The 20,425-nt window shown below is 57.2% G+C and carries 18 protein-coding genes; 16 read left to right on the forward strand and 2 right to left on the reverse strand.

Annotated elements, in window-relative coordinates; genetic code table 11:
* The first annotated feature begins 62 nt into the window (after positions 1–62).
* The 16 genes from flhA (at position 63) to QK293_RS12085 (ending at position 18,116) form a co-directional block, all read left to right on the forward strand.
* Entirely contained in the window at positions 63–2,192 is a 2,130-nt protein-coding gene (flhA, locus tag QK293_RS12010) for a flagellar biosynthesis protein FlhA (protein WP_282377500.1), read from the forward strand.
* A gap of 11 nt (positions 2,193–2,203) precedes the next feature.
* Positions 2,204–3,532, forward strand: coding sequence for a flagellar biosynthesis protein FlhF (gene flhF, locus QK293_RS12015; protein ID WP_282377501.1), 1,329 nt, complete (start codon positions 2,204–2,206; stop codon positions 3,530–3,532).
* Between the two features lie 116 nt (positions 3,533–3,648).
* Entirely contained in the window at positions 3,649–4,479 is an 831-nt protein-coding gene (fleN, locus tag QK293_RS12020) for a flagellar synthesis regulator FleN (RefSeq protein ID WP_007975361.1), read from the forward strand.
* Positions 4,476–5,216, forward strand: coding sequence for an RNA polymerase sigma factor FliA (gene fliA, locus QK293_RS12025; RefSeq protein ID WP_282377502.1), 741 nt, complete (start codon positions 4,476–4,478; stop codon positions 5,214–5,216). The genes fleN and fliA overlap by 4 nt, the downstream gene beginning before the upstream one ends.
* Before the next feature lie 167 nt (positions 5,217–5,383).
* Entirely contained in the window at positions 5,384–5,755 is a 372-nt protein-coding gene (locus QK293_RS12030) for a chemotaxis response regulator CheY (RefSeq protein WP_003183998.1), read from the forward strand.
* Positions 5,756–5,777: 22 nt separating this feature from the next.
* Complete coding sequence (locus QK293_RS12035; protein ID WP_282377503.1) at positions 5,778–6,566, forward strand: protein phosphatase CheZ; 789 nt, start codon at positions 5,778–5,780, stop codon at positions 6,564–6,566.
* A 14-nt stretch (positions 6,567–6,580) separates the two neighbouring features.
* Positions 6,581–8,824: a chemotaxis protein CheA gene (locus tag QK293_RS12040; protein WP_282377504.1), complete on the forward strand. Its 2,244-nt coding sequence runs from the start codon at positions 6,581–6,583 to the stop codon at positions 8,822–8,824.
* A 49-nt stretch (positions 8,825–8,873) separates the two neighbouring features.
* On the forward strand, positions 8,874–10,010 hold the full coding sequence (locus QK293_RS12045; RefSeq protein ID WP_282377505.1) for a chemotaxis response regulator protein-glutamate methylesterase: 1,137 nt from the start codon (positions 8,874–8,876) through the stop codon (positions 10,008–10,010).
* Positions 10,010–10,750 carry a flagellar motor protein gene (locus QK293_RS12050; RefSeq protein ID WP_282377506.1) on the forward strand — a complete coding sequence of 247 codons (741 nt, stop codon included), beginning with the start codon at positions 10,010–10,012 and terminating at the stop codon, positions 10,748–10,750. The genes QK293_RS12045 and QK293_RS12050 overlap by 1 nt, the downstream gene beginning before the upstream one ends.
* A 15-nt stretch (positions 10,751–10,765) precedes the next feature.
* Entirely contained in the window at positions 10,766–11,656 is an 891-nt protein-coding gene (gene motD / locus QK293_RS12055; RefSeq protein ID WP_282377507.1) for a flagellar motor protein MotD, read from the forward strand.
* Positions 11,657–11,699: 43 nt separating this feature from the next.
* A complete protein-coding gene (locus QK293_RS12060) occupies positions 11,700–12,488 on the forward strand; it encodes a ParA family protein (RefSeq protein WP_282377508.1) in 789 nt (262 codons plus the stop codon).
* Position 12,489: 1 nt separating this feature from the next.
* A complete protein-coding gene (locus QK293_RS12065; RefSeq protein WP_282377510.1) occupies positions 12,490–13,368 on the forward strand; it encodes a CheW domain-containing protein in 879 nt (292 codons plus the stop codon).
* A 72-nt stretch (positions 13,369–13,440) separates the two neighbouring features.
* On the forward strand, positions 13,441–13,926 hold the full coding sequence (locus QK293_RS12070; RefSeq protein ID WP_131061597.1) for a chemotaxis protein CheW: 486 nt from the start codon (positions 13,441–13,443) through the stop codon (positions 13,924–13,926).
* Positions 13,927–14,319 carry a DUF2802 domain-containing protein gene (locus QK293_RS12075; RefSeq protein ID WP_282377511.1) on the forward strand — a complete coding sequence of 131 codons (393 nt, stop codon included), beginning with the start codon at positions 13,927–13,929 and terminating at the stop codon, positions 14,317–14,319.
* A 251-nt stretch (positions 14,320–14,570) separates the two neighbouring features.
* Entirely contained in the window at positions 14,571–16,217 is a 1,647-nt protein-coding gene (locus tag QK293_RS12080; protein ID WP_282377512.1) for a hypothetical protein, read from the forward strand.
* A 255-nt stretch (positions 16,218–16,472) separates the two neighbouring features.
* The gene (locus QK293_RS12085) at positions 16,473–18,116 is read left to right on the forward strand and encodes a hypothetical protein (protein ID WP_282377513.1); all 1,644 of its coding nucleotides are present in this window, start codon (positions 16,473–16,475) and stop codon (positions 18,114–18,116) included.
* A 298-nt stretch (positions 18,117–18,414) separates the two neighbouring features.
* Here QK293_RS12085 and QK293_RS12090 read toward each other — a convergent pair whose 3' ends face one another.
* The gene (locus tag QK293_RS12090; protein WP_282377514.1) at positions 18,415–18,609 is read right to left on the reverse strand and encodes a hypothetical protein; all 195 of its coding nucleotides are present in this window, start codon (positions 18,607–18,609) and stop codon (positions 18,415–18,417) included.
* A gap of 65 nt (positions 18,610–18,674) precedes the next feature.
* Positions 18,675–20,399, reverse strand: coding sequence for a hypothetical protein (locus QK293_RS12095; protein WP_282377515.1), 1,725 nt, complete (start codon positions 20,397–20,399; stop codon positions 18,675–18,677).
* Positions 20,400–20,425: the final 26 nt, after the last annotated feature.

Consider the following 20,425-nt stretch of genomic DNA (forward strand, 5'->3'; position numbering starts at 1 on the left):
AGTAGCCGCTTTGCGCCTGCTTCAGGCGTCAAAAGTTTGCTTTAAAGGAACGGGGAAAACCGGTGGATCGCTCTCAGTTACTCAACAGTGCTCGCACAAACGTTGCCGACTTAAGTCGGGGCAATCTGGGTGTGCCGTTGTTGCTGCTGGTCATGCTGGCGATGATGATGTTGCCGATCCCGCCGTTCCTGCTGGACGTGTTCTTCACGTTCAATATTGCCTTGTCGATCGTGGTGTTGCTGGTGTGCGTTTATGCCTTGCGACCGCTGGATTTCGCGGTGTTTCCGACCATTCTGCTGGTGGCGACGCTACTGCGGCTGGCGTTGAACGTGGCCTCCACGCGGGTGGTGATGCTCCACGGTCAGGACGGTCACGCCTCCGCCGGTAAGGTGATCCAGGCCTTCGGTGAGGTGGTGATCGGCGGTAACTACGTGGTCGGTATCGTGGTCTTCGCGATTTTGATGATCATCAACTTCGTCGTAGTGACTAAGGGTGCCGGGCGGATTTCCGAGGTGAGCGCGCGCTTCACCCTCGATGCGATGCCGGGTAAACAAATGGCAATCGACGCCGACTTGAACGCCGGCCTGATCGATCAGAACCAAGCCAAAATGCGCCGGATGGAAGTGGCCCAGGAAGCCGAGTTCTACGGCTCCATGGACGGTGCCAGCAAGTTCGTTCGCGGTGACGCCATTGCCGGCCTGCTGATTCTGTTCATCAATCTGATCGGCGGCATGGCGGTCGGTATCTTCCAGCACGGCATGACCTTCGGCGATGCCGGTCGGGTGTACGCCTTGTTGACCATCGGTGACGGTTTGGTGGCGCAATTGCCATCACTGCTTTTATCTACAGCTGCAGCGATCATGGTGACCCGTGCTTCCGGTTCGGAAGACATGGGCAAGCAGATCAATCGCCAGATGTTCGCCTCGCCGAAAGCGTTGGCAGTGGCGGCGGGTATGATGGCGGTCATGGGCCTGGTGCCCGGCATGCCGCACTTCTCCTTTCTCAGCATGGCGGCCGTGGCGGCCGGCGGCGCGTACCTGTTCTGGAAGAAGCAGAACGTGGTCAAGGTTCAGGCCTTGCAAGAGGTCAAGCGTCAGCAGGAACTGTTGCCATCGCCCGCTCGCGCCCAGGAAACCAAGGAGCTTGGCTGGGACGACGTGACCCCGATTGACATGATCGGCCTGGAAGTCGGGTACCGGCTGATACCGCTGGTGGACCGCAACCAGGGTGGTCAGTTGCTGGCGCGGATCAAAGGTGTGCGCAAGAAGCTGTCGCAGGATCTGGGCTTCCTGATGCCGACCGTGCATATCCGTGACAACCTCGACCTGGCGCCGAGTGCCTATCGCCTGACCCTGATGGGGGTGATCCTGGCCGAAGCGGAGATTTACCCGGACCGCGAACTGGCGATCAACCCGGGGCAGGTCTACGGGATGCTCAACGGCATTACCGCCAAAGATCCGGCTTTCGGTCTGGAGGCGGTCTGGATCGAAATCAGCCAGCGTGCCCAGGCGCAATCCCTCGGTTACACCGTGGTCGATGCCAGTACGGTAGTGGCAACCCACTTGAACCAGATTTTGTACAAGCACTCGAGCGAGTTGATCGGTCACGAAGAAGTGCAGCAACTCATGCAATTGTTGGCTAAAAGCTCGCCGAAACTGGCTGAAGAGCTGGTGCCTGGCGTGGTGTCTCTGTCGCAGCTGCTCAAAGTCTTGCAGGCTTTGCTGGCCGAACAGGTGCCAGTACGGGACATTCGCAGCATTGCCGAGGCCATCGCCAACAATGCCGCCAAGAGTCAAGATACTGCCGCGCTGGTGGCCGCCGTGCGCGTCGGCGTATCCCGCGCAATCGTCCAAAGCATTGTAGGCACTGACTCCGAGCTACCAGTGATCACCCTGGAGCCAAGGTTGGAACAAATATTGCTCAATAGTCTTCAGAAGGCAGGACAAGGCTCGGAAGAGGGCGTTCTGCTGGAGCCAAGCATGGCTGAAAAACTGCAACGCTCGTTGATCGATGCGGCGCAGCGTCAGGAAATGCAAGGTCAACCGGTGATTCTGCTGGTAGCCGGTCCGGTTCGCGCGATGCTGTCGCGATTCGGCCGACTGGCAGTCCCGGGTTTGCACGTGTTGGCGTATCAGGAAATTCCTGACAACAAGCAAGTGACCATCGTTGCGACAGTAGGGCCCAACGGCTGAGGTAGTGGTTTATGCAAGTTAAGCGTTTTTTCGCCGCCGATATGCGTCAGGCCATGAAACTGGTTCGTGATGAGTTGGGCGCTGAAGCCGCCATCATTGGCAACCGCCGGATCGCCGGTGGTGTCGAGTTGACGGCTGCCCTGGATTACAAGTTGTCGGCGCTGGCCCCGCGCGTTCCGAACATGGAACTCGAAGACGAGCTGCGCAAGACCCAGTCGCGGATCGTTACCGCCCAGGCCGAACTGAGCCTGCGAGGCGAAGGCGAGAGCGACAAGAGCACCAATCGCCAGTTGTTCGCCGGCCTGCCACTGACCGCGGCCGAGCCGCTGATCGAACCGACCTACGCCGAACCCCGTCGGCCTGCACCGGCCGCTGCGCCAGCCTCCGGTGGTGTGGACCCGCGGGCGTTCGACTCGATGCGTTTCGAACTCAACAGCTTGCGCGAACTGATGGAAGTGCAACTCGGCTCCCTGGCCTGGAATCAGCTGCAAGGCAGCCGTCCGGCCCAGGCCAATCTTTGGCGTCGCCTGCAACGCATCGGCCTGTCCGGCCCGTTGTCGCGCGATTTGCTGGCGCTGATTACCGATATTGAAGAACCTCGTCAGGCCTGGCGCATGTTGCTGGCGCACCTGGCGCGGATGATCGCCACACCGGAAGTCGAGCCGCTGGAAGAGGGCGGTGTGATTGCCATGGTCGGCCCTGCCGGCATGGGCAAGACCACCACGCTGGCCAAGCTCGCTGCCCGCTACGTGCTCAAGTACGGCGCGCAGAATATCGCGTTGGTGAGCATGGACAGCTACCGTATTGGCGCTCAGGAGCAGCTCAAGACCCTCGGCCGGATCCTCAATGTGTCGGTGACTCACGTCGATCCGGGTCAGTCGCTGGTGCAGGCGCTGGAGCCCTTGCTGCGCAAACGCGTGGTGCTGATCGATACCGCGGGCCTCCAGGCCAGCGATCCGGCACTGCGCATGCAGCTCGAAAGCCTGGCCGGTCGTGGGATCAAATCGAAAAATTATCTGGTGTTGGCAACCACCAGCCAGAAACAGGTTCTAACGGCCGCTTATCACAGTTACAAGCGTTGTGGGCTCGCTGGCTGCATCCTGACTAAACTGGATGAAACGGCAAGTCTGGGCGAGGTGTTGAGCCTGGCCATCAGTCATGAATTGCCGGTGGCCTACCTGACCGATGGCCCGCGGATTCCGGATGATTTGCATCTGCCGCGTCGTCATCAGTTGGTCAGTCGCGCCGTCAGCGTGCAAATGCAAGAAGAACCCAGCGAAGAAGCCATGGCTGACATGTTCGCTGATATTTACCACAGCCCGACCAAGCAGGTCGGCTGAGGTATTAATGAACTGTTTTTGTACCTACATCGATGGTCTGCCATGCATTGTTCATTTTGTGAACGCGCAGCCAGTAATGTGGCCTCCGTCTAAGTAAGACAAGGTAAAGAAAATTCATGGGCAGCATGCATCCCGTACAGGTGATCGCGGTGACCGGCGGCAAAGGTGGCGTCGGGAAAACTAACGTGTCAGTGAACTTGTCCCTGGCTCTAGCTGAACTCGGCCGGCGCGTCATGCTGCTGGACGCCGATCTGGGGCTGGCGAACGTCGACGTCCTGCTGGGACTGACACCCAAACGTACGTTGGCCGACGTGATCGAAGGCCGCTGCGAGCTGCGCGACGTATTGTTGCAAGGCCCTGGCGGCATCCGCATCGTCCCGGCCGCGTCCGGCACACAGAGCATGGTTCATCTGAGCCCGGCCCAACACGCCGGCCTGATCCAAGCGTTCAGCGATATCGGCGACAACCTCGACGTATTGGTGATCGACACCGCTGCGGGCATTGGTGAGTCGGTAGTCAGTTTCGTTCGCGCAGCGCAAGAAGTCTTGCTGGTGGTCTGTGACGAGCCGACCTCGATCACTGATGCCTACGCGCTGATCAAACTGCTAAACCGCGATTACGGCATGAACCGTTTCCGCGTCCTGGCCAACATGGCCCAGAGCCCGCAGGAAGGTCGCAACCTGTTCGCCAAGTTGACCAAGGTCACGGATCGCTTCCTCGACGTCGCCTTACAATACGTCGGCGCGGTGCCTTACGACGAAAGCGTGCGCAAGGCCGTGCAGAAGCAGCGCGCCGTCTATGAAGCCTTCCCGCGTTCCAAGTGCTCCCTGGCGTTCAAGGCCATTGCACAGAAGGTCGATACCTGGCCGTTGCCTGCCAACCCGCGTGGGCACCTGGAGTTTTTCGTCGAGCGCCTCGTGCAACAAACGGCAGGACCGGTGCTATGACAGCCAGCGGCTACAACCTCTACAAGAAGTCGGCACGTGACGCGCAGTACGAGCTGATCGAGCGTTACGCGCCACTGGTTAAACGCATTGCCTACCACTTGCTGGCGCGTCTGCCGGCCAGTGTCCAGGTCGAAGACCTGATCCAGGCCGGGATGATCGGCCTGCTTGAAGTGTCGACCAAATACGACGCCAGCAAAGGCGCGAGCTTCGAGACGTACGCGGGCATTCGAATCCGCGGCGCGATGCTCGATGAAGTGCGCAAGGGGGACTGGGCGCCACGTTCGGTCCACCGCAATACCCGGATGGTCAGCGACGCCATTCGCTCGATTGAAGCTAAAACCGGTCGTGACGCTAAAGATCACGAGGTTGCGGCCGAACTCCAATTGAGTCTCGACGATTATTACGGGATTTTGAACGACACCCTGGGCAGCCGGTTATTCAGTTTCGACGATCTGTTGCAGGACGGCGAACACGAAGGGTTGCACGAGGATGGCGCCAGTGCTCATCTCGAACCGTCGCGCGATCTGGAAGATGAACGCTTCCAGATGGCACTGGCGGACGCGATTGCCAATTTGCCGGAGCGTGAGCGACTGGTGTTGGCGCTGTACTACGACGAAGAGTTGAATCTCAAGGAAATCGGTGAGGTCCTGGGGGTCAGCGAGTCTCGGGTCAGCCAGTTACACAGCCAGTGCGCGGCCCGTTTGCGGGGGCGTTTGGGGGAGTGGCGAGCGCGCTGAAGGCAGTGTGGGGACACTGCGAACGTGGCTGGTGGGGTGTTGAACCGCACGAGTCCCGATCTGTTGTGCTCCAGACAGTCATTGAGTGCTTTGCCGGATTGATTGAAATGGCGTGTCCAGGTGCTGGGCGCGTTTAAGACTGCTTGGAGGTCGAATTGAACAAGAACATGAAAATCCTCATCGTTGATGACTTCTCAACGATGCGGCGGATCATAAAAAACCTGTTGCGTGACCTTGGGTTCACCAACACGGTCGAGGCCGATGATGGCACCACTGCCATTCCGGTCCTCAACAGCGGGAGCATCGACTTTCTGGTAACGGACTGGAACATGCCCGGCATGACCGGTATCGATCTGCTGCGCCACGTGCGCGCCGATGAAAAGCTCAAGCACCTGCCGGTGCTGATGGTGACCGCTGAGGCCAAGCGCGAGCAGATCATCGAGGCAGCCCAGGCCGGTGTTAACGGCTATGTGGTCAAACCCTTTACGGCCCAGGCGTTGAAAGAAAAAATCGAAAAGATTTTCGAACGCATCGGTTAAGAAACTGCGCCACGGGGGAGCTATGGAGCATAACGAATCTTCACAGGGCGATTTCGAGTCGACCCTGAAAAAACACGCTGTCGAACTGGTCGAAAGCCTTGAAAAAGGCAGGTTCGGCGACGCCGTGCAACTGATCCATGAGCTCAACCAGACCCGTGACCGCGGCCTGTACCAGGAAGTGGGCAAGCTCACTCGCGAGCTGCATAGCGCGATCGTCAATTTCCAGATTGACCCGAACATGCCGCAAGCCGAGGAAGTGTCGCAGATCACGGACGCCACCGAGCGTCTGGGCTATGTGGTCAAGCTGACCGAGGCCGCAGCCAACCGCACCATGGACCTGGTGGAGAACGCCACGCCGCTGGTCAACGGCCTGAGCGATGAAGCCCAGGCCTTGAGCACCGACTGGGGACGGTTCATGCGTCGGGAAGTCGGGGCTGAAGAGTTCCGCGAACTGGCCCGGCGAGTCGACGGTTTCCTGACCCGCAGCAGCGAAGACAATCGCGTGGTGTCGAGCAACCTCAACGACATTCTGCTCGCTCAGGATTACCAGGACCTCACCGGTCAGGTGATCAAGCGTGTGACCCAATTGGTCACCGAAGTTGAAAGCAACCTGCTCAAGCTCGTACTTATGGCCAGTCAGGTGGACCGCTTTGCGGGCATCGAACATGACCGTGAAGCGATGCTGGCTGAAAAAGATCCGCAAAAACATCTCTCTCAGGGTGAAGGTCCGCAGATTCATGCCGATAAAAGAGAAGACGTTGTGTCCGGTCAGGACGATGTAGACGATTTGCTTTCCAGCCTTGGATTCTAGGAGCACCCCTACACATGAGCTTCGGCGCCGATGAAGAGATCCTTCAGGATTTCCTGGTTGAGGCCGGCGAGATTCTAGAGCAACTGTCCGAACAGCTGGTCGAGCTTGAAAGCCGACCCGATGATGCGGACTTGCTCAATGCAATTTTTCGCGGTTTTCACACTGTAAAAGGAGGCGCCGGCTTCCTCCAGCTCAACGAGCTGGTGGAGTGCTGTCACATCGCCGAGAACGTGTTCGACATCCTGCGCAAGGGTGAACGTCGCGTCGACTCGGAACTGATGGACGTGGTTCTCGAAGCGCTGGATGCGGTGAACGGCATGTTTACCGAAGTCCGCGAGCGCAGCCCGATCACGGCTGCCACGCCAGAATTGTTGGCAGCTCTGGCCCATCTGGCCGAGCCGAAAATTGAAGAAGCCGCACCGGTTGCCGACGTGGTCGAAATACCGGCTGCCGACAGCGAGTCGGGCGACATCACCGATAACGAATTCGAACAACTGCTGGACTCGCTGAACGCCGTCAAGGCTCAGGCAGAAGCCCCGGCAGCTGTGCCAGCGCCGAGCAGCAATGCGGCGGGCAGCGACGAAATCACCGATGCCGAGTTCGAGTCGTTGCTCGATCAACTGCACGGTAAAGGCCAGTTCGCCGTCGATGCGGTGGCCCCGGCGCCAGCCGCACCGGCTGCCCCGAAAGCGGCAGGCGACAGCTCCGATATCACCGACGACGAGTTCGAAGCACTGCTCGATCAGCTGCACGGCAAGGGCAACTTTGCCGTTGATGCGCTGGAATCGGCCATTGCTGCGGTCCCGGCCCCGGCTGCGCCAACCGCTAAAGCGGCTGGCGGCGATCTGATCTCCGATCACGAGTTCGAATCACTGCTCGACGAGTTGCACGGCAAAGGCAAGTTCACTGAAGTCGGTACCGCGTCGGGCGCCAGCGCTTCGGTTGCGGCGCCAATTGCCAAGGCTGTAGCAGCGAAACCCGTTGCCAAAGCGCCCGAGCCTAAAGCCGAAGCGCCGAAGCCTGTTGTTGCTGCACCGGCTCCGGCTCGTGCGCCGGCCGCGCCACCGGCGGAAAAACCGGCCAGCGAAGCCGAGACCACCGTGCGGGTCGATACCGCGCGTCTCGACGAAATCATGAACATGGTCGGCGAGTTGGTACTGGTGCGTAACCGTTTGGTCCGTCTGGGCCTCAACAGCGGCGACGAAGCCATGTCCAAGGCCGTGTCGAACCTCGATGTGGTCACGGCCGACCTGCAAACCGCGGTCATGAAGACCCGGATGCAACCGATCAAGAAGGTCTTCGGGCGTTTCCCGCGTCTGGTTCGCGACCTGGCTCGCCAGCTCAAGAAAGAGATCAACCTGGAACTGGTCGGCGAAGAAACCGACCTCGACAAGAACCTCGTCGAGGCCCTGGCCGACCCGCTGGTCCACTTGGTGCGCAACTCGGTTGACCACGGTATCGAAGAGCCGGCCGAGCGCGAAGCGATGGGCAAGCCTCGCAGCGGCAAGGTGATCCTGTCCGCTGAACAGGAAGGCGACCACATCCTGCTGTCGATTTCTGATGACGGCAAGGGCATGGACGCCGATGTTCTGCGCGGCATTGCCGTGAAGAAAGGCTTGATGGACAAGGATGCGGCAGATCGCCTCAGCGAGTCTGATTGCTTCAACCTGATCTTCGCGCCGGGTTTCTCGACCAAGACCGAAATTTCCGATGTCTCCGGACGCGGCGTGGGCATGGACGTGGTGAAAACCAAAATCGCCCAGCTCAACGGCACCATCAATATATATTCGACCAAGGGCAAGGGCTCAAAGATCGTCATCAAGGTCCCGTTGACCCTGGCGATCATGCCGACGCTGATGGTCATGCTCGGCAACCAGGCGTTTGCGTTCCCGCTGGTGAACGTCAACGAGATCTTCCACCTCGACCTGTCGCGCACCAACGTGGTGGACGGCCAGGAAGTGGTGATCGTGCGGGACAAGGCACTGCCATTGTTCTACCTCAAACGCTGGCTGGTCGCCTCCGCCGCTCACGAAGAGCAGCGCGAGGGCCATGTGGTGATCCTTTCGGTGGGCACTCAGCGGATCGGCTTCGTCGTCGATCAACTGGTGGGCCAGGAAGAAGTGGTCATCAAGCCATTGGGCAAAATGCTCCAGGGAACCCCGGGCATGTCCGGCGCCACCATCACCGGTGACGGCCGCATTGCGCTGATTCTCGATGTTCCGAGCATGCTCAAGCGTTACGCCGCACGGCGTATTTGATTCTGGTGGAGCGGGGCGACTGAGCCTCGCTCCGTCTAACGGAGTGTTTATGGCAGTTAAAGTCCTGGTGGTGGACGATTCGGGGTTTTTCCGCCGCCGCGTCTCGGAAATTCTTTCAGCGGATCCGAATATCCAGGTCGTCGGCACGGCGACCAACGGAAAAGAGGCGATTGATCAGGCGCTGGCCCTCAAGCCAGACGTGATCACCATGGACTACGAGATGCCGATGATGGATGGCATCACGGCAGTGCGGCACATCATGCAGCGCTGCCCGACCCCGGTGTTGATGTTTTCCTCGCTGACACATGAAGGCGCTCGGGTCACTCTCGATGCGCTGGACGCCGGCGCGGTGGATTTCCTGCCGAAGAATTTCGAAGACATCTCCCGCAACCCGGAGAAGGTCAAGCAACTGCTGTGCGAGAAGATTCTCAGCATCTCGCGCAGTAACCGTCGTGCCAGCACCTACAGTGCTCCGGCACCCGTCGCCGCGCCAGCCCCGACGCCTGCGCCTGCGCCTGCGAGCGTCAGCAGTTACGGCAGCAGCGTGCCTGCGCGTCCGTCACCGGCGTCGATTCCGGCGCGTACGCACGCCCCCGCCTCGTCGTCGCCAGCGCCGAAACGCAAAGCCTACAGATTGGTCGCCATCGGTACGTCCACTGGCGGCCCGGTTGCCCTGCAGCGGGTTCTGACCCAATTGCCGGCCAACTTCCCGGCACCGATTGTGTTGATCCAGCACATGCCGGCCGCCTTCACCAAGGCCTTCGCCGAACGTCTGGACAAGCTCTGCCGCATCAGCGTCAAGGAAGCTGAGGATGGTGACATCCTGCGTCCGGGCCTGGCGCTGCTGGCGCCGGGTGGCAAGCAAATGATGATCGACGGCCGTGGCGCGGTGAAAATTCTCCCGGGTGACGAGCGATTGAATTACAAGCCGTGTGTGGACATCACCTTCGGTTCGGCGGCCAAGACCTACGGCGACAAAGTTCTGGCGGTCGTGTTGACCGGCATGGGTGCCGATGGTCGCGAAGGCGCGCGTCTGCTCAAGCAGGGCGGCAGCTCGATTTGGGCCCAGGATGAAGCCAGCTGCGTGATCTACGGCATGCCGATGGCCATCGTCAAAGCCGAACTCGCCGACGCGGTGTACGGCCTGGATGATATTGGCAAGCATCTGGTCGAGGCTTGTATCTGATGGATGTGTTAAGCCTCATCGGGATCATCATGGCGTTTGTCGCCATCATTGGCGGCAACTACCTTGAAGGCGGTCACCTCGGCGCGCTGGCCAACGGCCCGGCGGCGTTGATCGTACTCGGTGGGACCCTCGGTGCGGCGCTGCTGCAGGCGCCGATGAGCGCCTTCAAGCGCGCTATGCAGATTCTGGCCTGGATCCTGTTTCCACCTCGCGTGGACCTGGCCGGCGGCATCGATCGCGTCGTCAACTGGAGCCTGACCGCGCGCAAGGAAGGCCTGCTCGGGCTGGAAGGGGTGGCCGACGCCGAATCTGACAACTACTCGCGCAAAGGCCTGCAACTGCTGGTGGACGGCGCGGAGCCGGAAGCGATTCGCAGCATCCTGGAAGTCGATTTCTTCACCCAGGAGAGCCGCGACATCGAAGCCGCCAAAGTCTTCGAAAGTATGGGCGGCTACGCGCCGACCATCGGCATCATTGGTGCGGTGATGGGCCTGATCCACGTGATGGGCAACCTGGCCGATCCATCGCAACTGGGGAGCGGCATTGCCGTGGCCTTCGTCGCGACCATCTACGGCGTGGCCAGTGCCAACCTGGTGCTGCTGCCGATTGCCGCCAAACTCAAGTCCGTCGCTTTGCGACAGTCGCGTTATCGCGAAATGTTGTTGGAAGGCATTCTGTCGATCGCCGAAGGTGAAAACCCTCGCTCTATTGAGTTGAAGCTTCAGGGCTTCATGGATTGATGGGAGACATGGACCATGGCACGTCGTCGCCAACCTGAAGAACATGTAAACCATGAGCGTTGGCTGGTTTCGTACGCCGACTTCATTACGTTGCTGTTCGCTTTCTTCGTGGTGATGTACTCGATCTCTTCGATCAACGAAGGCAAGTACAAAGTCATTTCGGAAGCATTGATCGGCGTGTTCTCTGATTCGGATCGTGCGCTCAAGCCGATCCCGATTGGCGACGAGCGACCGAAGACCGTGACCCCGGCCAAGCCGCTGGTTAAAGACGCCGAGCAGGTCGACGCCGGTATCGCGGGTGCCAGCGATCCGCTCAAAAGCATCGCCGACGACATCAGCGCCGCGTTCGGCGACTTGATCAGCTCCAATCAGATGACCATTCGCGGCAATGAGCTGTGGGTCGAGATCGAACTCAATTCCAGCCTGTTGTTCGGCAGTGGCGACGCCATGCCCAGTGACATCGCGTTCAACATCATCGACAAGGTCGCCGCGATTCTGAAGCCGTTCGACAACCCGATTCACGTTGAAGGCTTCACTGACGATCAACCGATCCGCACCGCGCAATACCCGACCAACTGGGAGCTGTCCTCGGCCCGTTCGGCGAGCATCGTGCGCATGCTGGCGATGCAGGGTGTGAACCCTGGCCGTCTGGCGTCGGTAGGTTACGGCGAGTTCCAGCCAGTGGCCAACAACGCGACTGCCGAGGGGCGGGCGCGTAACCGTCGGGTTGTGCTGGTGGTGTCACGAAATCTTGATGTACGCCGCAGTCTCACCGGTACCGGAACGGCCAATGCGCATCCGGATGCCGCGTTGAAGCGTGCTGGCACACAAACTGCACCGACCCCGGTCAAGTCGCCGGTACGAGAGAGCGCCGTCAATTCTCCGTCACCCGCATTAATACGTTGAGCTAATTCTCGGTCGACCATTTCGACCGGGAGGAACAATCCGAATGAGAGTCTGGGCAGTCGCCAATCAAAAGGGTGGTGTCGGTAAAACCACTTCCTCTATCGCTTTAGCCGGTTTACTGGCCGAGGCGGGCAAGCGCGTGGTCGTGGTCGATCTCGACCCCCACGGCTCCATGACCAGCTATTTCGGCTATGACCCCGACAGTCTGGAACACAGCAGCTATGACCTGTTCCTGCACAAGGGCAGTGTGCCGCAAGGCTTGCCTGGTCAGTTGTTGTTGCCCACCAGCCACGAGCGTATTTCCCTGTTGCCATCGAGCACCGCACTCGCGACTCTCGAGCGCCAGTCGCCGGGTCAGAGTGGCTTGGGCCTGGTGATTGCCAAGAGCCTGGCGCAACTGTGGCAAGACTTCGACTACGCCGTGATCGACAGCCCGCCGTTGCTCGGTTTGCTGATGGTCAATGCCTTGGCGGCGAGCCAGCAATTGGTAATTCCGGTGCAGACCGAGCACTTGGCGGTCAAAGGCCTGGAGCGCATGGTCAACACCCTGGCGATGATCAACCGTTCACGCAAACAGGCGCTGCCCTTCAGCATCGTGCCGACCCTGTTCGACCGCCGCACGCAGGCTTCCCTTGGCACTCTGCGGGTGTTGCGCGACAAGTACCCGGAAGAAATCTGGCAGGGCTACATTCCAGTCGACACCCGCTTGCGTGACGCCAGCCGGGCCGGGGTGACGCCTTCGCAATTTGACGGCAAGAGCCGTGGTGTTCTTGCCTACCGCGCACTGCTCAAGCATTTGCTGGCAGCACAACTTGTCCCGCAGGTGGCGTGAGATGAACCGCCCGGTAAAAATCACCTCGCGCCCGCAACTCGCGCTCCAGTCTTATCTGGACAGCTTGCTGATGGAGGCGACCGAAGAGTTGCCGCCGGAAATCGAGGCGCTACCCGAGGTTGTGGAGGTTGAAGCAGCTCTGGACGAATTCCAGGCGGCGGTGCTTGAAGAACAGGCTCGTGATGCGCAGAAACTCGCCGTGGTCGCCGCGCTGAAGGTAGCGCCAGTGGTAGCCCCCGTGGTGAAAGCACCTGTTGTGATCGAAGAAGCACCGGCACCGGTTCTGGCGCCTGTATCGACTATCGCACCGCTGCTGCAAGCCCTGGTGCCGCCAGTGGTTGACGTCCATCTGCCGCCGAGCAACACGCCGCCACCGGTGGAAACCGATGGTCGTCCGTCATGGGCCGCCGAGCCATTCGAATGCCTGTTGTTCGATGTCGCCGGGTTGACCCTGGCGGTACCGCTGGTGTGTCTGGGCTCGATTTACTCCCTGGCCGGCCACGAGCTGACGCCGCTGTTTGGTCAGCCGGAATGGTTCCTCGGGATTCTGCCGAGCCAGGCCGGCAACCTGAAAGTGTTGGACACCGCGCGGTGGGTCATGCCTGACCGCTACCGCGACGATTTCCGTCAGGGCCTGCAGTACGTTATTTCGGTTCAGGGCTACGAGTGGGGGCTGGCGGTGCATCAGGTCAGCCGCTCGTTGCGCCTGGACCCGGACGAAATCAAATGGCGCAGCCACCGTGGTCAACGGCCATGGCTGGCGGGCACCGTGATTGAACACATGTGTGCGTTGCTCGATGTTTCCGCACTGGCCGAGTTGATCGCCAGCGGCGGGGCAAAGCACATGAGCAGCGTTAAACCAGCGCACAAACCAACATAAAATCACGTGACGGCAGTGACTGCCGTCGCACAGAACATACACCGCTAGGGCGGTTTTTCGAGGGGTCAGGGTATGAATGATAAGGCGTCGTCTGCAAAGGGTTCCGAAGATCCGATCCTGCAATGGGTAACCTTCAAACTGGACAACGAAACCTACGGCATCAACGTGATGCGCGTTCAGGAAGTCCTGCGTTACACCGAAATCGCCCCGGTCCCGGGTGCCCCGAGCTACGTGCTGGGCATCATCAACCTGCGCGGTAACGTGGTCACTGTGATCGACACCCGCCAGCGCTTCGGCCTGATGAACGCCGAGATCAGCGACAACACCCGTATCGTCATCATCGAAGCCGACAAGCAAGTGGTCGGGATCATGGTCGATAGCGTGGCCGAAGTGGTTTACCTGCGTCAGTCGGAAATCGAAACCGCGCCGAACGTCGGTAACGAAGAATCCGCCAAGTTCATTCAAGGCGTGTGCAACAAGAACAACGAACTGCTGATTCTGGTCGAGCTGGACAAGATGATGAGCGAAGAAGAGTGGTCGGACCTGGAGAACATCTGATTGATTCTTGAGGTGGCGGTCATTGTCCTGTTCCTCTTCTGGGCAGGCACGCTGGCGATGTTTTTGGCGTACATACGAGGCCAACGACTTATCGCTGCGCAGCAGGCCCAGGGCGATGCGCTGCGTGATCAGCGCATCAAGGACCTGACCCGGCGTGTCGAGGACTACCAGAGCGGCAGCGTGCGCATGGGTGAAGACCTGCACGAACTGCGTGCGGTGGTGGGCCCGTTACCGGACAAACTGGCTCAGCTGGAACAGCGCGATCCGTCGAGCCTGTCGTTTGCCCAAGCGGCGCGATTGGTCGGGATGGGCGCGAGTGTTGATGAACTGACTCAGTCCTGCGGGTTGACCCAGGCTGAGGCGGAGTTGATGAGTAAGTTGCACAAAAGTTAAGAAGATCAAAAGTTCGCAGCCTTCGGCAGCTCCTACGGGTGTACAGAAATCCCTGTAGGAACTTGCCGAACGCTGCGATTTTTTTGCGTTTAGACACCGTTCGATGCAGCACCCCTTTGCGAAATAAACTACGGATCACCCCGTCGATAATCGATGCGCCGTTCGTCTGAACTGGTATTTCTGACAGTAGAGTTACTCGTGTTGTCTGGGCCAGGCTTGAAATGAGTTTGTATTTCAAGAGGGTGGGGTCCATGAGGATTCTAGTTGTTTTAATGTTTTGTTGTGTTGCACAAGTTCATGCCATGTCCGGGCAGTCCCTGGTCACCGATCTGAACGCCAAGTACACGAGTAACGTTGCGCAGTGTTCGAACGGTACGCCAGCCTACTATTGCTCCGGCGTTCTATTACGGGCAGTGGACTACAGTACGTTTTTCAAGTTTTGGGATTATGGTTCAAAATCGACAATACTGGGCTCCGTCGCGTTCACTTACATTCGTTCTGATGTTGGCAGTACTGCGTTAAATGGCAACAGGAAAAGCGGTTTCATCCTCAAAGATCAAACATCGGCGCTGGCCGCAGGAAAAGCACTAAACCTGCGTTGTATATACCCTATTTCAACCGAATCGCTAGATGGGCGCGCAGATCATGGATGCGGGGCTGCGTCTAAGGCGGCACCGCTCAGCCAAGATCTTTCCAGTTGTGCAACGTTGACGGTCCCAGCCACGACGTTAGCACAGTGGATCATAAATTTTCGGGCGATTGGCGGATTGCTGGAGAAGCAATGCTCGCTGAGCACTGTGGTGGCTGCACAGTTCAACGTTAGCCTTGTAGCGCACGCAGTTGCTGAGCGCGACTGGGGCATAATCAAACCCACTGAAGTGCTGATCCAAACGTGGGATGAGAGCAAACCCGAGAAGCTGCCAATCGAGGCAGTGTTCTATGAGGCATCGGTGCCGGCCAAGTTGGCAGACGCACAGAAGTTCCAGAGAGATTATTATCTGGAAACGTCGCTCTACATTCCCATCGTCAAGATGGATATTAAGGGTGCCAACCCAAATATTTTCAGTTTTGACGCCAAAGATCAGAGGTTTGGACAGCTGGTGGCCGAGCGTCTGAATGGGCGTTACAACAACGTCTCGGACAATTGTGGCGGGAAACCTGCTTATTATTGCAGTGGTGTGCTTGTGCGCACCACAGGCGCCAAGCCGGCCTATCACGCTTGGGATCCTAGTCCGACGGCTATTACCAAACAAGGCGTTCCTTTTTCTTACCTTCGTAAAGATCTCGGAATTACCATTCTTGCTTGGGGGGACCTCCATGGTTTCATCTTCAAGGACTTTGCTACGGCTGAGCGGTTGGAAACTTACGCCATAAACCTGCTGTGTTCCTTTCCCTCGGATGCTGCCAGTTGGCAGCGGGTAGGTACAGGTGGGTGCGGACCACATAAAACTTATCCAAATAACAGTCGCTCATGTGCGGAGGAAGGGGTAGTTTCTATTGCGACATGGACGACGCATTACCGAGCAGTATCCGGATCCAGCTATTATTCGGCGAGGAATGAGCACCAGTGTGGCTTTACTTCCAGCGTCGAACAATTTGCTTTAAGTCTGAAGGCGCGAGGTGGCTTTGAGATTCCAAGCGCTCGATTGCACCATAATGAAGTGATTCTTTCCCTTTGGCCGCAGAGTATTCCAAAACAATTACCGCTGTATGCATTTTTTTATCTGCAGAATCAAGGCGATGGCGCGGGAGTGGGCGGAGCGAAGTATATGCAACAAGACTATTTCAACATCACAGGTGATTTGCTTCCTGTGATTAGAGTGGATCTGGCTCCAGGAGCGCCTGAGGTGTTCAGTTATCACGAGAATGATCAGGTCGTTGCGCTATTTGGACGTTGATCGTAAATACAGAAAGTAACGACACAGGGTGCAATGAAGCTGCATTCCGTGCTTTCTTTTTTTTGAGCTGCTGCAGGCTCGGTTAATCAAGTTGGATATCAAACCGCTCTTAACGCTGAGGGCGTATGGAACCTTGGTCAACGCGTGGGGTTAATGACATTTTCCATTCGTCGAAACTGTCAACTTTGACAGTAGAGGAGCCTGTTGATCATTAAATACACTCAACATTAAATCCACTTTCATCAGGGTGTAATTATGAGGCGTCTCTTGTTTTTGTTGATATGGTTTGCCGCTAATGTTAGCGCCATGTCCGGACAGGCGTTGGTGACGGACTTGAACGCCAAATACACGAGCCATGTGGCGCAGTGTTCGAACGGCACCCCAGCTTACTATTGTTCGGGGGTGTTACTGCGGGCAGTGGATTACAGTACGGCGTTTAAGTTTTGGGATTATGGGACACAAGCGACCCTCTTGGGCTCTGTCGCGTTCACTTATATTCGATCTGATGTGGGTAGTACTGCGCTAAACAGCAGCAGGAAAAGCGGTTTCATCCTTAAGGATCAAACGTCGGCGCTGGCCGCAGGAAAAGCACTAAGTCTACGTTGTATCTTTCCCTTTCCAACCGAATCGCTAGATGGACGCGCAGATCATGGATGTGGCTTCGCGCCCAAGGAGGCAGAATTGAGCGCGGATCTCGCCAATTGTGCAAAGTTGGCGGTTCCGGCGACAACAGCAGCAGCCTGGCTGAAAAACTTTCAGGAGCACCAGTCGTTCCCCAAAAATCAATGCTCGCTTAGCACGGTGGTGGCTGCACAGTTCAAGGCCAGCCTTGAAGCGCACAAACTTGTTGGTGCCGCTTGGACCGTCAAGCCCACTGAGGTGCTGATCCAAACGTGGGATGAGAGCAAACCCGAGAAGCTGCCAATTGAGGCAGTGTTCTATGAGGCATCGGCGCCGGCCAAGTTGGCAGACGCACAGAAGTTCCAGAAAGATTATTATCTGGAAACGTCGCTTTATGTGCCCATCGTCAAAATAAATTTGACTGCTGCAAACCACAATATTTTCAGTTTTGACGCCAAAGATCAGAGGTTTGGACAACTGGTGGCCGAGCGGTTGAATGGGCGTTATAACAACGTCTCAAATAATTGTAGCGGGAAGCCTGCTTATTATTGCAGTGGTGTACTTGTGCGCACCACAGGCGCCAAGCCGGCCTATCACGCGTGGGATCCTAGTCCGACGGCAATTACCAAACAAGGCGTTCCTTTTTCCTACCTTCGTAAAGATCTCGGAATTACCATTCTTGCTTGGGGGGACCTCCATGGTTTCATCTTCAAGGACTTTGCTACGGCTGAGCGGTTGGAAACTTACGCCATAAACCTGCTGTGTTCCTTTCCCTCGGATGCGGCGAGTTGGCAGCGGGTAGGTATAGGTGGGTGCGGACCACATAAAACTTATCCAAATAACAGTCGCTCATGTCCGGAGGAAGGGGTAGTTTCTATTGCGGCATGGACGACGCATTACCGAGCAGTACCCGGATCCAGCTATTATTCGGCGAGGAATGAGCACCAGTGTGGCTTTACTTCCAGCGTCGAACAATTTGCTTTAAGTCTGCAGGCGCGAGGTGGCTTTGAGATTCCAGGCGCTCGATTGCACCATAATGAAGTGATTCTTTCCCTTTGGCCGCAAAGTATTCCAAGACAATTACCGCTGTATGCATTTTTTTATCTACAGAATCAAGGCGGTGGCGCGGGAGTGGGCGGAGCGAAGTATATGCAACAAGACTATTTCAACATCACAGGTGATTTGCTTCCTGTGATTAGAGTGGATCTGGCTCCAGGAGCGCCTGAGGTATTCAGTTATCACGAGAATGATCAGGTCGTTGCGCTATTCGGCCGCTGATCATAAACGCAGATTTTATCTTTCAATAGTAAAGGCGCGGGGTGCGATAAAACTGCATCCCGCGCTTTCTTCCACTTTTGGCTTCGATTGTTAAAAAAGAGATGCGCAGCAAGCGAGAAAACATCAGGTTGTCATTTGAGCCGTATAGTTGATTAGCACAGTTTTGTTAGTATTCTCTGATGCCCAGCGAGCCGGAATATTGAACGCCATTGATGAGCTGTTCTGAATTGGCTGGGTTTCGGTGTCCCTCACAACCACTCTGTGCCACCTGACTCTAACTGTATAGTCGGTCGTCATGTTAAGAAACTTGACGGTCACTTTTTTCCCCGCGTCCGTGTATTTGGTTTCCTCTCAACATGCCTTCGAAGTTTACTTCAACATCGACGTGTGGGTTGTTGTATACCTCATTGAGGTTAAGTCGATCTCCGTCGGAGCCAGAGGCTTCAAGTACCCTCGGCGCGATAAGATTCAGTGCATTCAGTTCGGTATTCATGTTTCCTGTACTCCATTCGTAAAAGGCGAATGAGTTCGCCTACGCAATCGGTCCTATTCGTATTGTTAAAGGTCTACTCTTAATACTTGAGAAAATATGCTTTGTTCGTCGATGCCCGGTCGATTGACACTGTAGTTGATCAACACAGTTTCCCCCTCGTTTTCCTCTATCCAATTTGCCGGAATACTGAACTCTTCCGTGACATCAGTTTGTAAGTCTTGCCAGTCTGTTTCCCGAGTAACGGCGCCAGTGAGGCGTACGCAAGCGTGGTAACCGGTGACCATTCCGGGATAACGGACGGTGACGGTTTTTTGATCGGGAGTAAGCCTTGGAGGTGTCAGAACAAAGTTTTGAGCATCCACGGCCAGCAGCAGAGCGTCGGAGCGGTGCAAGGGACCGTTGGGATAGGTGCGTACCGTGAAACTGACTGGAACGGTACTGCCAATGGCATCCACAACTTCCAATCGAGGAACATTGAAAGTCATCGGGCCAACCGTTGTAACGGTTGTGATCGCACTGTCATAGACATGCCGGCTGGAAGCCCAACGTGCCCGGATGGTTTGCCCGATAGCCATCCCCAAGTACTTCTGAACCTGAGCCGTGACATGACTGGCCTCATAAATATCAGCCATTTTCAAACGATCACCATTAGGACCGTAGGCTTCCAGTACCCTCGGCGGTTTTAGCTCAATTGTGGTTTTGATTGTCAGGTTGTGAGGCTCAGAGGTGAGCGTTCGCCCTGCACGCCGCACCCGAGTGGTAACGCTCACGGCACTTTCAGTACTTTCATCAGCCCAGTTGAGTGGAATGGGAAACCGCAGTACGCCGCTTCCAGAATACGGAACTGTTGTTGTCTCTCTTTCGACGCGGCCCAGCCAATTAATCCAGACGCTGTCACCCGTGATCAGCCCCACTCCCGAAGCAACTGCTTCGATAGTCGTCACGTATGCCGTATCCAGTACGCCGCCTTGCTCACCTGTTACCGTCGGAGCCGGGATACGGAGCAGATTGACAGTTACTTCAGTGGGTATTGCCCATGGCGCATTAGCATGCGGACCGTTGGCGCAGCGGTCTATCACTTGGTAGGTAACTGAATGCCTACCGTCACCTGCGCGTTTGATCAACTGCTCGTCGAAGGTGATCAGGATCGGATGATTTAGCGGGTCGTTGATCTGATCAGGGGTCACGGGATAATGTACGGCCTGTTCTTCGCTACCCCAGCGCGCGACGATACGATCGTACACAGTGATGTTCTGATAAGGCTCGACATGCAGGGTGATGCCGTTTTTCGCGATCTCCCCATCGACTCCATTGCTGATGTCCGGATTGAAGGAGTAACGCAGCCCGGGGTGACCAAGTGGCTCGGGTTTGTCGAGAACACCTCCCGGAAGCGTGCGTTTGATCAATACATTGAGCTTGGTTGAATCGGATCCATTCTGGCTGGAGCGTATTACACGGTAAAAAACCGGGAATGCGTTTCCATCCAGAATCTGGTTTTTTGGCACATGGAATAGGCATGGTTTGTCGACCTTTTCCTGTGTGTCGATGTTCTCTGTCCTGATGGGGTTCACGGCGTCATCCCAGAAGAGAAGGCAACGGTCACCGATTGCCATTTCAAGCCAGGGATCAACGATGACAAGCAGATCCGTTTCCAAGGCATCGGCTCCAATGCCGCCGTCGTAGCCTTCGTCGCCATCCAGTGGCGTGATCAATGCGGGAATATAGGGTGCCGGATGGGCCAGCAAGCTGCTGTCCTCAAAGGCGACACCGGGGGGCGTGGGCAATGTCATCAGAACGCTCCTGTAATAAGGGCAGC

The sequence above is a fragment of the Pseudomonas sp. AL03 genome, from assembly GCF_029960815.1.
Taxonomy (GTDB): domain Bacteria; phylum Pseudomonadota; class Gammaproteobacteria; order Pseudomonadales; family Pseudomonadaceae; genus Aquipseudomonas.